At 52.4% G+C, this 14,240-nt stretch carries 11 protein-coding genes; 1 reads left to right on the forward strand and 10 read right to left on the reverse strand.

Annotated elements, in window-relative coordinates:
- Nucleotides 1-64 precede the first annotated feature (64 nt).
- The 10 genes from lpdA to tpiA form a co-directional block, all read right to left on the reverse strand.
- Nucleotides 65-1,462, reverse strand: a complete 1,398-nt coding sequence (gene lpdA, locus LF95_RS08535) for a dihydrolipoyl dehydrogenase (protein ID WP_073954535.1) — start codon at nt 1,460-1,462, stop codon at nt 65-67.
- Between the two features lie 90 nt (nt 1,463-1,552).
- Complete coding sequence (locus LF95_RS08540) at nt 1,553-2,872, reverse strand: pyruvate dehydrogenase complex dihydrolipoamide acetyltransferase (RefSeq protein WP_073954536.1); 1,320 nt, start codon at nt 2,870-2,872, stop codon at nt 1,553-1,555.
- Between the two features lie 65 nt (nt 2,873-2,937).
- Entirely contained in the window at nt 2,938-4,383 is a 1,446-nt protein-coding gene (locus tag LF95_RS08545) for a pyruvate dehydrogenase complex E1 component subunit beta (RefSeq protein WP_073954537.1), read from the reverse strand.
- Nucleotides 4,384-4,440: 57 nt separating this feature from the next.
- Nucleotides 4,441-5,451, reverse strand: coding sequence for a pyruvate dehydrogenase (acetyl-transferring) E1 component subunit alpha (gene pdhA / locus LF95_RS08550; protein WP_073954538.1), 1,011 nt, complete (start codon nt 5,449-5,451; stop codon nt 4,441-4,443).
- A 382-nt stretch (nt 5,452-5,833) separates the two neighbouring features.
- Nucleotides 5,834-6,163 (reverse strand): FtsB family cell division protein, encoded by a 330-nt coding sequence (locus LF95_RS08555; protein ID WP_073954539.1) that lies wholly within the window; start codon nt 6,161-6,163, stop codon nt 5,834-5,836.
- A gap of 286 nt (nt 6,164-6,449) precedes the next feature.
- Nucleotides 6,450-7,724, reverse strand: a complete 1,275-nt coding sequence (gene eno, locus LF95_RS08560; RefSeq protein WP_073954540.1) for a phosphopyruvate hydratase — start codon at nt 7,722-7,724, stop codon at nt 6,450-6,452.
- Nucleotides 7,725-7,837: 113 nt separating this feature from the next.
- Complete coding sequence (gene kdsA / locus LF95_RS08565; protein ID WP_073954541.1) at nt 7,838-8,695, reverse strand: 3-deoxy-8-phosphooctulonate synthase; 858 nt, start codon at nt 8,693-8,695, stop codon at nt 7,838-7,840.
- Between the two features lie 28 nt (nt 8,696-8,723).
- Nucleotides 8,724-10,352, reverse strand: a complete 1,629-nt coding sequence (locus LF95_RS08570; protein WP_073954542.1) for a CTP synthase — start codon at nt 10,350-10,352, stop codon at nt 8,724-8,726.
- Between the two features lie 115 nt (nt 10,353-10,467).
- Entirely contained in the window at nt 10,468-10,824 is a 357-nt protein-coding gene (gene secG / locus LF95_RS08575) for a preprotein translocase subunit SecG (RefSeq protein WP_073954941.1), read from the reverse strand.
- A gap of 415 nt (nt 10,825-11,239) precedes the next feature.
- On the reverse strand, nt 11,240-11,998 hold the full coding sequence (tpiA, locus tag LF95_RS08580; protein ID WP_073954543.1) for a triose-phosphate isomerase: 759 nt from the start codon (nt 11,996-11,998) through the stop codon (nt 11,240-11,242).
- A 330-nt stretch (nt 11,999-12,328) separates the two neighbouring features.
- Here tpiA and LF95_RS08585 point away from each other — a divergent pair, with 330 nt between their 5' ends.
- Nucleotides 12,329-14,221: a SurA N-terminal domain-containing protein gene (locus tag LF95_RS08585; RefSeq protein ID WP_073954544.1), complete on the forward strand. Its 1,893-nt coding sequence runs from the start codon at nt 12,329-12,331 to the stop codon at nt 14,219-14,221.
- The last annotated feature ends 19 nt before the right edge of the window (nt 14,222-14,240 follow it).

Below are 14,240 nucleotides of genomic sequence, written 5' to 3' on the forward strand. Positions count from 1 at the left end.
GACATTCGACATAGCCGATACGACAGATCGTCACAGAGATCAGCCGTATTGGCAATATAGTAGCTTAGAAATGAATTGCACGGCCATAGGCATCAAGAACAGACTCATGCATCATTTCCGAAAGGGTCGGATGCGGGAAGACGGTGTGCATCAGGTCTTCCTCGGTCGTTTCAAGGCCCATCGCCACAACAAATCCCTGGATCAGTTCAGTCACTTCCGCACCCACCATGTGGGCGCCGAGCAATTCGCCGGTCTTGGCATCAAAAACGGTCTTTACCAGACCTTCCGCTTCGCCCAAAGCGACTGCCTTGCCATTCCCAATGAAGGGGAATTTGCCAACCTTGACGTCATAACCGGCTTCCTTGGCTTTTGCCTCGGTCAGGCCAACACTGGCAACCTGCGGATGGCAATAGGTGCAGCCCGGAATTTTGCGCGGATCAATCGGATGAACGTTTTTAACGCCAGCAATTTTTTCAACACAAATCACACCTTCATGCTCGGCCTTGTGAGCCAGCATGGGCGGGCCAGCGACGTCACCAATCGCATAAATGCCCGGTTCCGCCGTGCGGGAGAATTCATCCGTGCCAATCACATTGCGATCAACCTTGACCTTGGTGGTATCCAGACCAAGATTTTCGGTATTGCCAATGACACCAACAGCAGAAATCACCCGGTCAACCGTCAGTTCCTGTTTCTTGCCGTCTTTGGTTTCAATCGTGACAACAACATTATCCGCATTGCGCTTCAGATTGGCGACCTTGGCTTCGGTCAGAATTTTCATCCCGTCCTTGGTCATCATCTTTTGCGCCAGCGCAGCGACTTCCTTGTCTTCGACCGGCATGATCTGCGGCATGATTTCCACCACGGTCACATCCGTACCCATGGTGTGATAGAAGCTGGCAAATTCAATACCAATCGCGCCAGAGCCGATAACAACTAGGCTTTTGGGCATTCTGTCAGGCGTCATCGCCTTTTTATAATCCCAAACCACCTTGCCATCGGCTTCCAGCCCCGGAAATGCACGTGCACGTGCGCCAGTGGCAATAATGTAATGCTTCGCCGTGTAGGTACCTTTGTCTTTGCCTTCAACAACGACCTTTTTCGGGCCATCGAACTTAGCTTCACCATTGATGACAGTGACCTTGTTCTTTTTCAAAAGATGGCCCACACCACCGGCAAGCTGCTTGGAAACACCACGCGAACGCTGAATAACGGCCTCAAAATCAAAGGACGGCTTTTCGCACGACAAGCCATATTCTTTGGCATGCGTCATGTTGCGATAAACTTCGGCCGAACGCAGCAGCGCCTTGGTAGGAATACAGCCCCAATTCAGGCAAATACCACCCAGATGTTCACGCTCAACAACAGCCGTTTTCAGACCAAGCTGGGCTGCGCGGATGGCTGTTACATAACCACCAGGGCCAGCACCAATCACAATAACGTCGAAATTACTATCCGCCATTTTGCATCTCCTTAATCTGTTTAACTCAACAAACAGATATTTAATTCAAAAGTTTGCGGGGACTTTTTAAAGTCCCCGCCTAACCCGTCCTTAAAGCAGCATGCTTAGCGGATCTTCGATCAGTTTTTTGAATTCAGCCATGAATTCGGCGCCAACGGCACCATCAACCACACGGTGGTCAACCGACAGCGTGCAGCTCATGACTGTTGCAATGGCAAGCGCACCATCCTTGACGACCGGGCGCTGTTCGCCAGCACCAACAGCCAGGATACAACCCTGCGGCGGGTTAATGATGGCAGCAAAGTCCTTGATGCCAAACATACCCAGATTGGAAACCGAGAACGTTCCGCCCTGGAATTCCTGGGGCTGCAACTTGCCGTCGCGTGCCTTGGCAGCCAGTGCTTTCATCTCGGTCGAGATTTCGGCAAGGCCCTTGCCTCCCGCATTACGGATAACCGGCGTGATCAGGCCACCATCAATGGCAACAGCAACGGAAATATCCTGCTGCTTGCACTGCAGAATAGCAGCATCGGTCCAGACTGCATTGGCGGCCGGAACGCGCTTGAGCGCGATCGAGGACGCACGAATGATCATGTCATTGACCGAAATCTTGACACCCTCGCCCGCTTTTTCATTCAGTTGCTTGCGAACGGAGAGAAGATTGTCGATTTCGCAATCGATGGTCAGATAGAAATGCGGAACCTGTTGTTTGGATTCCGTCAGACGACGGGCAATCACCTTGCGCATCGTCGTATTCGGAATTTCCTCATATTCAGGCAGCCCAGTCAAATCCGGGTTCCAGCCAGAAGCAGCCGGAGCCTTGGACGCCGGTGCGTCAGCTTTGGCTGCAGCAGGGGCGTCGGCCTTGGACTCAGATTTGGCAGCGGATTTGTTACTAAGGGCGGCTTCAATATCGCGTTTGACGATACGGCCACGCGGACCGGAGCCATCTACACCCGAAAGCTCCAAACCTTCCTGCGATGCAATGCGGCGGGCAAGCGGGCTTGCCTTGATGCGCTCACCATCCTTGCTGGAGGTCGGAGTGTTAGACGTTCCCAAAGCAACATCCTTGCTCTCGGATTTTTCTTCCTTCGGTGCCGATTCTTCGGCATCACCGCCAACATCGGGACCAGATGTATCAGCGCCCTCAAGCGCCGATTCATCCTCGTCTTCTTCCAAAAGAAGGGCAATAACGGCATTTACGGCAACACCCTCGGTGCCTTCCGACACGAGGATTTTACCAATTTTACCTTCATCAACGGCTTCGACTTCCATCGTCGCCTTGTCGGTCTCGATTTCGGCAAGGACATCACCGGACTCAACCGTGTCCCCTTCCTTGACAAGCCACTTTGCCAAGGTGCCTTCTGTCATCGTCGGCGAAAGCGCCGGCATCAGAATTTTAACTGGCATTGATGCAATCTCCCGGTAACCGGGGCGGCAGCAGATTCACTGCGCCAACCCCTGTCCGTTTTTGTTTAACGATAGCATACGGCCTTGGCCGCATCGACGATGTGCTGGTCCTGCGGCAATGCCAGGACTTCAAGGTTGGCCGCATAGGGCATCGGCACATCTTCGCCGGTCACACGGGCAACAGGCGCATCGAGATAATCGAACGCATGTTCCATGATAACCGATGCGATTTCCGCACCAATACCGGCAAAGTGCCAGCCTTCTTCACAGGTGACGATACGGTTGGTTTTCATCACCGAACGCACAATCGTGTTCACGTCAAGCGGGCGAATGGTCCGAAGGTTGATAACTTCGGCCGAAATCCCCTCTTCTGCCAACTTCTCAGCAGCCTTAAGCGCCTTGCCCACCATGATCGAGAATGCAACGATGGTCACATCCGTGCCTTCTCGTTCGATCTTGGCCTGTCCAATCGGCAGGACGAAATCATCATCATCCGGCACTTCAAAGCTCTGGCCATAAAGGATTTCGTTTTCAAGGAACACAACAGGGTTCGGGTCACGAATGGCAGCTTTCAGTAGGCCTTTTGCATCGGCGGCCGAATAAGGTGCAATCACCTTCAACCCCGGGCAATGTGCATACCAGGAAGCATAGCACTGCGAGTGCTGTGCACCCACACGGGCAGCAGCACCGTTCGGGCCGCGGAACACAATCGGGCAACCAAGCTGGCCACCGGACATGTAAAGCGTTTTCGCAGCCGAGTTGATGATATGGTCAATGGCCTGCATGGCGAAGTTGAAGGTCATGAATTCAACAATCGGACGCAAACCCATAAAGGCTGCACCTGTGCCAAGGCCGGTAAAGCCATATTCAGTGATCGGGGTGTCAACAACACGCTTGTCACCGAATTCGTCCAGCAGGCCCTGAGTAACCTTATAGGCCCCCTGATACTGCGCAACTTCTTCACCCATGACAAAAACATTTTCGTCGGTCCGCATTTCTTCGGCCATTGCATCACGCAGGGCCTCACGAACGGTCTGGGTTTTGAATTTGGTGTAGGTTTTTTCATCGCGTGTCTCGTTCATGACACTCATGGCACGCGGTTCGTTCTCGGCACGTTCAATGGCGCCTGACGCCTGAACCGGCGCAGCAGACGACGATGAAGAAGAAGACTTCTCGGAAGATTTTTCTTCCTTTTCGTCGGCATCATCGGCCTTCTGTGCGGCCTTGGCCTCACCCGGGTTGACATTATCAAGGGCTGATGCGTCTTCACCTTCCTCAAGGATATAGGCGATAACGGCATTGACCGCGACATTTTCAGTCCCGGCATCAACGATCAGCTTGCCAATGGTGCCTTCATCGACGGCTTCAACTTCCATTGTCGCCTTGTCGGTTTCAATTTCGGCAAGAACGTCGCCAGACTGGACGGTGTCGCCCTCTTTGACGTTCCACTTGGCAAGGGTGCCTTCGGTCATTGTCGGCGACAATGCAGGCATCAAAACTTCAATCGGCATGGTTCCCCCTCTTTGCGGGAAAATTTCTGGTCAAAAGCGGATTTTGCAAAGTCAGGGTCAGACTTCGATCAAAATATCGGTAAACAGCTCGGACCGATCCGGTTCCGGGCTGTTCTGCGCAAATTCCGCTGCTTTGGCGACCTCTGCCTTAACTTCCTTGTCGATCTCCTTGAGACCGTCTTCATCAAGGATGCTTGCATCGATCAACAGCTTCTTGACCATGTCGATCGGGTCATGTTCCTTGCGCATCTTGTCGAGCTCGTCTTTCGTCCGGTATTTCGCCGGGTCAGACATGGAATGCCCGCGATAACGATAGGTTTTCAGCTCAAGAATGAAAGGCCCGTTACCGTCGCGGCAATGCTTGATTGCGCGTTCACCAGCTTCCTTAACGGCCAAAACATCCATGCCGTCCACCTGTTCGCCGGGAATACCATACGCTTCGCCACGCTGATAAAGATCCGGGCTGGCCGAGTGGCGCTGGGTCGAAGTGCCCATGGCGTACTGGTTGTTTTCAATGCAGTACACAACCGGCAACTTCCAAAGAGCCGCCATATTGAAAGATTCATAAACCTGCCCCTGGTTGACAGCGCCGTCACCAAGATAGGTCAGACAAACCTTGTCTTCACCGCGATATTTATAATTAAAGGCAATACCGGTACCCAGCGGAACCTGTCCGCCAACAATACCGTGGCCGCCATAAAAGTTCTTTTCCTTCGAGAACATGTGCATGGAGCCGCCCTTGCCGCGAGAGTAACCACCCTCACGACCGGTAAGTTCCGCCATGACACCAGCGGAATCCATGCCGCAGGCCAGCATGTGCCCATGATCGCGGTAGCTGGTGATCACACCATCATCGCCCGATGTTGCAGCTTGCATACCTACAACGACAGCTTCTTGACCGATATAGAGGTGACAGAAGCCACCGATCAGCCCCATGCCATAAAGCTGGCCGGCCTTTTCTTCAAAACGGCGGATCAGAAGCATGTCGCGATAATATTTAAGGAGATCGTCACTGCTCGCCTGGTTGTCGGCGCGCGTCGTGGCACGTTTGCGTTTTGTGGTCGCCATGATTCCTCCCGGTGGATGGCTCGCTTAAGCTTCTTTGAAAAGCAGCTTAATTCGGTATTGGACCACCGAAATAACTACCCAAAACAACTGACATAAGCAAGCAATCTTGCGTCCTCTAACACCTTGTTTTGCAATGCACAATCACAAATAAACTGATATCAGGTTAATTGGAATTTTCCGCGCTTAAATGATATTTTGTTAATAATCAGTCGGTTGGCCAGTTCCTTTAAAAATGGCTCTTTCCCGACCGTCACAAATGCTGTGATTTTATGAAAACAATTTTGATGAATGAGTTTTCACCTTCGCATACGCGACAAAACAGCTGCTGCCAAGATTTGCGCCGCGAAAAACCGAACATACCCAGATGCGGAAATTTCTGAAATCAGGGCTGGTCATAACCGTTATGATGAAAAATGATAACGTCGTCAGGATTGGCCATATCCAGCATGGTGCGTGCCCGCTCATCTAAAAGATCGGGATCCAGGCTTCCGGGACGCAATGCTTTTACGCGCTGCTCCAAAAGTTCCCGACGGGCGCGAATGTCGTCTCGCAGCTTGACGATCTCAGTCACCCGGTCCTGCATGGACCAATAAGCCAAAAGCCCCCGATCCCCTTCCACACTGTGAAAGATGAAATATACCATCACCGTAAAGGCAAAAACCGGCGCTATGGCCTGCCGAAACCGACGAACTACCGGTGCTGATGACGACATTTCAAAATGAGCCCTAGTGAATGAACAAATTCCCCAATCAGGAAAAATGTTTCTATATCGTGACGATAAAACAACATAGGTTATTTCATCGTAAATTTATAAGGTTACGGTACCGAAGAACGAAAATGCACGATCAATTAGGCCAATTTAAACCCAACAAGGTAAAAAGAGTTTTAAAACAGGCGGTTTTTATTGCTGCATTTACGATCAGTTAACAATTCGTAAACACAAAAAGGCCACCCGCAACAGGTGGCCTTTTGCATCCGTTTCGATCAGGAAACAGATTTTATTTTTTCAGGATCGCGCGGCCCGGATAACGGGCAGCCAAACCAAGCTGTTCCTCGATACGGATCAACTGGTTGTATTTTGCCAACCGGTCGGAACGCGACAGCGAACCGGTTTTAATCTGGCCGCAATTAGTGGCAACGGCCAGATCGGCAATAGTTGAATCTTCGGTTTCACCCGAACGGTGCGACATGACGGCGGTGTAACCAGCACGATGCGCCATTTCAACCGCTTCAAGGGTTTCGCTCAGCGTACCGATCTGATTCACTTTGACCAGGATCGAGTTGGCAACCCCCTGAGAAATACCATCGGCCAAACGCTTCGGATTGGTCACGAACAAATCATCGCCGACGAGCTGGATTTTATCGCCAATCTCGCGGGTCAACGCAGCCCAACCGTCCCAATCGTCTTCGGACATCCCGTCTTCGATCGAAAAAATCGGATATTTTGCAGCAAGTTCGGCCCAGTATTTGACCATACCTTCTGAATCGAAGGTTTTGCCTTCACCTGCCAGAACGTATTTGCCATCCTTGTAGAACTCGGTAGATGCCGCATCAAGCGCTAGCATCACATCATCGCCCGGACGATAACCGGCCGCCTCGATCGACTTCATGACATAGCTGATCGCAGCTTCGGTCGATGCGATGTTCGGCGCAAACCCACCTTCATCGCCAACCGAAGTGCTCAGACCGTCGGCCGAAAGCGATTTTTTCAGGTTATGGAAAATTTCAGCACCCATACGAATGGCATCGGTACCCGATTCAGCCGAGACAGGAACGATCATGAATTCCTGAACGTCAATCGCGTTATCGGCATGCTCGCCACCATTGATGATATTCATCATCGGCACCGGGAGAGAGCGGGCATAAGAACCACCAATATAACGATACAGTGGCAAACCGGCTTCCTGGGCCGCGGCCTTGGCAACAGCAAGTGAAACACCCAGAATGGCATTCGCACCAAGACGGCTTTTGTTTTCCGTTCCGTCCAGGTCAATCATCGCCTGGTCAATTTCGATCTGCTCTTCGGCATCGACACCGGCCAGAGCTTCAAAAATTTCACCATTAACGGCAGAAACAGCCTTGGTAACGCCCTTGCCCAGATAACGGTCTTCTTTATCACGCAGTTCGACAGCTTCGTGCGCACCAGTCGATGCACCTGACGGAACGGCTGCCCGACCAAAGGCGCCACTTTCCAGGGTGACATCAACTTCAACGGTCGGGTTGCCCCGGCTGTCCAGAATTTCGCGCCCGCGAATATCAATAATAGCGGTCATGACGAAACATCTCTCCTTACTGACATGTTGAACGACCCGAAAAGCGGGTCGCATCGGTTACAGCATAAAAGAAATGCCGCCACAAATATGGCGGCACTTTGTATTAAGCCTTATTATGCGTCGAACATATCCAGACGAACCGGATTGGCCTTCGCAACGGCATCGAATTCCTTCAGAATCGAAAGCACTTCAGGAAGCTTGCCGAGAGGAATTTGATTGGGTCCGTCGCTGATGGCGGCGTCGGGATTGTCGTGGGTTTCAATGAACAATGCCGCGACACCAACAGAAACTGCAGCGCGCGCCAAAACGGGGGCGAATTCGCGCTGTCCGCCTGTTGTTCCGCCCTGCCCGCCCGGTTGCTGAACCGAATGGGTTGCGTCAAACACAATCGGATAGCCCTGTTGGGCCATCGTGGGAAGTCCACGGAAATCAGTTACCAGCGTATTATAACCAAAGCTGGTTCCCCGATCACAAAGCATGATATTTTCATTGCCCGCTTCGGCAATTTTGTTGGCGACATTCGCCATGTCCCAAGGGGCAAGAAACTGCCCCTTTTTGACATTGATCGCTCTGCCCGTCGCGGCTGCCGCGACCAAAAGATCGGTCTGGCGGCACAGGAAAGCCGGGATTTGCAAAATATCCGCAACACGCGCCACAGCTTCACACTGATCCGGCAGGTGAATATCGGTTACAATCGGCAAACCGGTGACATCCTTAACTTCGCCCAGAATGTCAATTCCCTCGTTTAAACCCACGCCACGCTTGGATTTATTGCTGGTACGGTTCGCCTTGTCGAACGAACTTTTATACACCAGCCCGATGCCCATTTTTGCTGTCAGTTCTTTAAGGGCTGCTGCCATTTCCAGCGCATGCTGGCGACTTTCAATGGCGCACGGCCCGGCCAGCAAGGCAAAAGGCTTATCATTTGCAAATTCGATATTACCGACTTTGACGGTTTTAATCGTGGTCATTTCAACATCCCCGGACGTTCAAACAGTCTTAGACCAGACGGCTGCGTTCTTTGGCAGCCTTGATATAGGACACGAACAGCGGATGCGGGTCCAGCGGACGTGACCGAAGCTCCGGATGGAACTGAACACCGACAAACCACGGATGATCCGGATATTCGACAATTTCCGGCAAACGGCCATCCGGCGACAGACCCGAGAATTTAAGTCCCTTGGATTCAAGCTGTTCAAGGAAGTTGATATTGACTTCATACCGGTGACGATGACGTTCCAGCACGGTTTCAGAACCATAAATATCGCGGGCACGTGTCCCGGCAACCAGTTTGCACTCGTAATTGCCAAGGCGCATGGTCCCCCCCAGGTCATCTTCACCGCTGCGGCGTTCAACCCGGCCACCATCCTTTGACCATTCGGTCATCAGGCCGACAAGCGGCACTTCCGTCGGGCCAAATTCCGACGAGGACGCATTGGTAATGCCAGCCAGATTGCGAGCTGCTTCCAGAACGGCCATCTGCATACCAAAACAGATCCCGAAATACGGCACCTTGTTTTCACGGGCATAGCGCGCAGCCGCAATTTTTCCTTCCGCACCACGTTCGCCAAAGCCACCCGGAACCATAATGGCATCCAGCTTGCTGAGGCGTTCGCTAACATTTTCGTCTTTTTCAAGATCGTCAGATGCAATCCATTCAATCTTGACGCGAACCTTGTTGGCAATGCCGCCATGTGTCAGGGCCTCGGTCAAAGACTTATAGGCATCGGGCAACTGAATATATTTACCAACAATACCGATTGTCACCTCGCCTTCCGGGTTGCGAACGATATCGCAAATATTTTCCCAACGCCCCAGATCCGGCTCCTGGGCCTGAAGACCAAAGTGATGCAGAACTTCGTTATCAAGGCCATATTTATGGTAGCTGATCGGCACTTGATAAATATTGTCCACGTCATAAGCGGGGATCACCGATGCTTCGCGAACATTACAAAAACGCGCAATCTTGCGACGTTCATTCACCGGGATTTCGCGATCACAGCGGCACAGCAGCACATCAGGCTGAATACCAAGCGATTGCAATTCCTTCACCGAATGCTGGGTCGGTTTGGTTTTCAACTCGCCTGCCGACGGAATATAAGGCACCAGTGTCAGATGCAGGAACATGGTGCGACCATCGCCCAGTTCGTTGCCCATCTGACGGATCGCTTCAAGGAATGGCAGGCTTTCGATATCCCCAACCGTCCCGCCGATTTCCACCAGAACAAAATCTTCGGTCGCGTCGCTCTGGACGAATTCCTTAATGGCATCGGTAATATGCGGAATGACCTGAACGGTCCCGCCAAGATAATCGCCACGGCGTTCGCGTGCGATCACCGAGGAATAAATACGCCCGGTGGTCACGTTATCGGAACGACGCGATGAAACACCGGTAAAGCGTTCATAGTGACCAAGATCAAGGTCGGTTTCAGCCCCATCTTCGGTCACATAGACTTCGCCATGCTGATACGGGCTCATGGTGCCCGGATCGACGTTGATATAGGGGTCCAGCTTGCGCAAACGAACGGTAAAGCCACGCGCCTGAAGCGAGGCACCCAATGCAGCAGAAGCCAGGCCCTTGCCCAACGAAGAAACCACGCCACCAGTAATGAAAATATAACGGGTCATATCCATGCCTCATCTCAAAGCACAAAGCCACGGTTACGCAACTTGCAAACCGGGGAGCAAACAATTCAAAAATTGAGGCGGCAATTTTGCCGCCTCTGATATCGGTATTTAGCTATTAACGTGTCGGCGCTGCCGGTCCGCTATCTTGTTGCGGCGCCGGAGAAGGTGCCGTTTTATCAACATCAGACGTGGCCGCAGGCGCAGGTGCCTGATCCAGAATGGATGTCGATGCAGCACGGTGATTGCTCAACAACGCCAGAGCAAGGCTTGTGATCATAAAGGCCGCAGCCAGAATTGCCGTTGTGCGGGTCAGAAGGTTCGCAGCACTGCGCGAACTCATGACGCCGAAACTACCGCCACCGCTATTGCCGCCGCCAATACCAAGTCCGCCGCCTTCACTGCGCTGAACCAGAATTACGGCAATCAAGCCGATCGCAAGAAGCAGGTGGATTACCAGAATGACAGTCTGCATGGCCTCAAAACTCTTGACTTGTAAATCCGGCGGCAGGCTGTTTGCTGCCTGACCGGGCAAAATTTGATGCGTGTTTAACGCGTTTTGAAACGGTTGGCTAGTCTGTATTTGGCACGCGCCAAACCACAAAATCACCAACCGCAAAAAATAACCGACACCCTGATTTGAACAGGGTGTACATCAACTATCTATTTTTCGGGAGAATTCCCGGCCTGAAGCAAGGAAAGTTCCTCGCGCCGGGAACACATCTTCGCCGATCATACTCGAAAATGCAAGACTGCCATGTTCATTCTGGCACTTAATCTTGAAAAATATGATCGCAGCCAACTTTCCCGCCCGCCGGAACGACAACCCTGTAATCAGACAACATGTATCAATAAGGCATCGCTCCCGCTGGCGACCGAAAACCGCCCCGTCATTTGCAGGCGGAAATAATTCCCCAAAAATCCTCGACCTTCAGACTGGCACCGCCGACAAGGGCCCCGTCAACATTTTCGACGGCCAGAAGTTCTGCGGCATTGGACGGCTTTACCGACCCGCCATAAAGAATGCGAAATGCCTCGGCATCGGCAAAACGTTCTTTTAATTTACGACGAATGGCAGCGTGCATTTCCTCGACATCGGCAACGGCAGCGGTGCGCCCCGTGCCAATTGCCCAGACAGGCTCATAGGCAATCACGGTATTTTCTGCCGTCGCATCTTCGGGCAGGGAAACATCCATTTGTCCGCAGACAACGGCAATTGCCGCGCCAAGGTCCCGTTCCTGTTCGGTTTCCCCCACACAAACCACTGCCGTGAGACCGGCACTATGGGCCGCGATTATTTTCTGGCGAATGACCGTGGAACTTTCACCGTGATCGGCACGACGTTCAGAATGCCCCAAAATGACATGGGTTGCGCCAATATCTGACAGCATGGATGCCGCAATGTCACCGGTATGGGCACCGCTTTTGTCAAAATGGCAATCCTGCCCGCCCGCATGAATGTCACAATGCCCCAGCACGCCAACAACATCAGCCAGCAGGGTTGCCGGCGGGCACAACAAAATATCGCACTCTGGTCGCTCGCTTGCGCCCGACAGCTTGCTGGCAAGGCCACTGGCAAGCGCCAGTCCGTCATCACGCAGACAATTCATTTTCCAGTTACCGGCAATCAGGGGACGACGATCAGACATTGAAACCTTCCTCGACTTTATATGATGATGCGCCTGCCATTCGGCAAAGCAGGAATTGCGATGACAACCGCCTTCATCATGCGTGATCACTTATGACAACGTTTCCGAAGCGCGTTCTATCATGCCTGCGCCCGGGGGAAAAGCCCGCTTTCCTCCTCTTGTCACCGCATTTCAGAGGGCTTATGCAATCGGGTGTTGCCGCCCTATCCTCCTCCCATTAAGATGCGCCTCCGATCCGCACGGTTTTGACCCATTACCGGCACCGTTTTGGCAAAAAGTTGCCGGCCAACACGCGCCGGTGCGACGCAACGAATTGTTAGGCTACGGAATATGCTTTCTGGCATTCGCACATTTTCTCAATCCATCTTTGCCAAAATTCTTTTTGGCATTATCGCGATCAGCTTTGTCATATGGGGGCTGAATGCCTCGATATTGAATCTTGGCAATTCCCGCGAAGTCGCCGAAGTTGGCAGTCAGTCTATCACGCCTGTCGAACTGGACCGTGCGTTCAAACGCAATATCGACAAAATGCGTCGGGTTTTTGGCCCCAGCTTTGATCAGCAACAGGCGATCCAGATGGGACTTCTGAACAATACGGTTCAGGGGCTGGTCTCGCAGAAGCTGCTTGAAGAAAATGCCCAGGATATCGGCATTGGTATTAGCGACGAAAAAGTTCGCAGCAGCATTTTCAACAACAAGAATTTTCAAAGCCAAACAACCGGCCAGTTTGATCGCAAGCAGTTCGAGCAGATTTTATACCAAAACGGTTACAGTGAAGCCGAATTTATTGAAGGCATGCGCAGCGACCTAATGAGCCAGCAGGTTGTCACCAGCCTCGAAGCCGCCAGCACCCCGCCGGCACCGATGGTCAAAGCCATTGCAGCTTACCGCAATGAAGACCGCAGCGGCCGGTTCGTGACCCTGGGCGACGATGATATTGATCCGATTGAAACGCCGTCCGACGACGTTCTGAAAAAATATTATGACGACCATGGCGACCAGTTCACGGCGCCGGAAACCCGCAATGCAACCCTTGCCCTGCTGACGGTTGATGGCATTGCCAAAACCATGACCGTTACGGACCAGGAAGTGCTGGATGCCTACAATCAGCGCATTGCCGAATTTCAGACGCCGGAAAAACGGGCTGTCGAACAAATCCTGTTCGCACCGAATGAAAAGGAAACTGCCACCGAAGCCTACAAGGCGCTTCAGGGTGGCGAAGACTTCATGAAGGTTGCCACCGAAAAGGCGGGTATGAAGGAATCGGTTGTCAAACTGGGGGAATTCACCAAGGAGAACATGCTGCCTGCTTTGCGTGACACCGTGTTCAGCCTGCCCGAAGGTGGTTATTCCAAACCTGTTGAAACCGCCCTTGGCTGGCATATTCTGCGCGTTACCTCCATTACCCCGGCTCATGAACAAAGCCTGGATGAAGTCCGCGAACAGGTCGAAAATGGCGTCAAACGCCAAAAAGCGGAAGACCAGATTTTTGATATTGCCGCCCAGCTTGATGATGAACTGGGTGCCGGTACCAGCCTGAAGGACGCCGCAGAAAAAGTTCATGCCCAGCTTTACAATCTGACCGACATCAAAAAAGGACAGGATCTGGGCCAGGGCATTCCCGATAGTCAGGAAATCAATGCCAAGATCTATGAACTTAATGAAGGTGACGAAAGCTTCCTCGAAGAAACCCAGACTGGCGACCGCTATGTCGTAAGCGTCACCAAGGTAACGCCGTCCGCCGTCAAACCTTTTGAAGACGTGCGTGACGACGTAATTGCCGACTGGAAGGTCGAGGAAAAACAACGCCGCCTGGCCGACAAGGCCGATGCCCTTGCCGCCCGCATCAATGACGGCAGTGCGAAACTTGAAGCCATCGCCACCGAGCTGGACAACAGCATCGATGAAACCGGTGAAACAACCCGCGATGGTCGTGGTCTTTCTGCCGATGCCAGCCCTGCCATTGCCGGCGCCCTGTTCGACCTTCAAAAAGGCAAGGCAAAATCGGTTAACGGTGCCAATGGTGTTGCCGTGGTTGTTCTGGACAATGTCAAAGCGGCAAATACCGATCTTGGCAAAGACGATCCCATCATTGCCGAGTTACAGGACAGCCTGAAGCAGGACATTGTCTCGCAATATCTTGATTACCTGCGCGACAACATTTCTGTCAGCGTCAATAATTCCGTGATCAACGGTCTTTACGCCCAAAATGCTGCCAATTAGGCCAGCCTGACCAATCAGG

Source organism: Thalassospira sp. TSL5-1 (assembly GCF_001907695.1).
Taxonomy (GTDB): domain Bacteria; phylum Pseudomonadota; class Alphaproteobacteria; order Rhodospirillales; family Thalassospiraceae; genus Thalassospira.

Bases quoted from the DNA above. Each gene is read 5' to 3' on its own strand.
- lpdA (WP_073954535.1), bottom strand. From the start codon at position 1,462: ATGGCGGATAGTAATTTCGACGTTATTGTGATTGGTGCTGGCCCTGGT.
- LF95_RS08540 (WP_073954536.1), bottom strand. From the start codon at position 2,872: ATGCCAGTTAAAATTCTGATGCCGGCGCTTTCGCCGACGATGACAGAA.
- LF95_RS08545 (WP_073954537.1), bottom strand. From the start codon at position 4,383: ATGCCGATTGAAGTTTTGATGCCTGCATTGTCGCCGACAATGACCGAA.
- pdhA (WP_073954538.1), bottom strand. From the start codon at position 5,451: ATGGCGACCACAAAACGCAAACGTGCCACGACGCGCGCCGACAACCAG.
- LF95_RS08555 (WP_073954539.1), bottom strand. From the start codon at position 6,163: ATGTCGTCATCAGCACCGGTAGTTCGTCGGTTTCGGCAGGCCATAGCG.
- eno (WP_073954540.1), bottom strand. From the start codon at position 7,724: ATGACCGCTATTATTGATATTCGCGGGCGCGAAATTCTGGACAGCCGG.
- kdsA (WP_073954541.1), bottom strand. From the start codon at position 8,695: ATGACCACGATTAAAACCGTCAAAGTCGGTAATATCGAATTTGCAAAT.
- LF95_RS08570 (WP_073954542.1), bottom strand. From the start codon at position 10,352: ATGACCCGTTATATTTTCATTACTGGTGGCGTGGTTTCTTCGTTGGGC.
- secG (WP_073954941.1), bottom strand. From the start codon at position 10,824: ATGCAGACTGTCATTCTGGTAATCCACCTGCTTCTTGCGATCGGCTTG.
- tpiA (WP_073954543.1), bottom strand. From the start codon at position 11,998: ATGTCTGATCGTCGTCCCCTGATTGCCGGTAACTGGAAAATGAATTGT.
- LF95_RS08585 (WP_073954544.1), top strand. From the start codon at position 12,329: ATGCTTTCTGGCATTCGCACATTTTCTCAATCCATCTTTGCCAAAATT.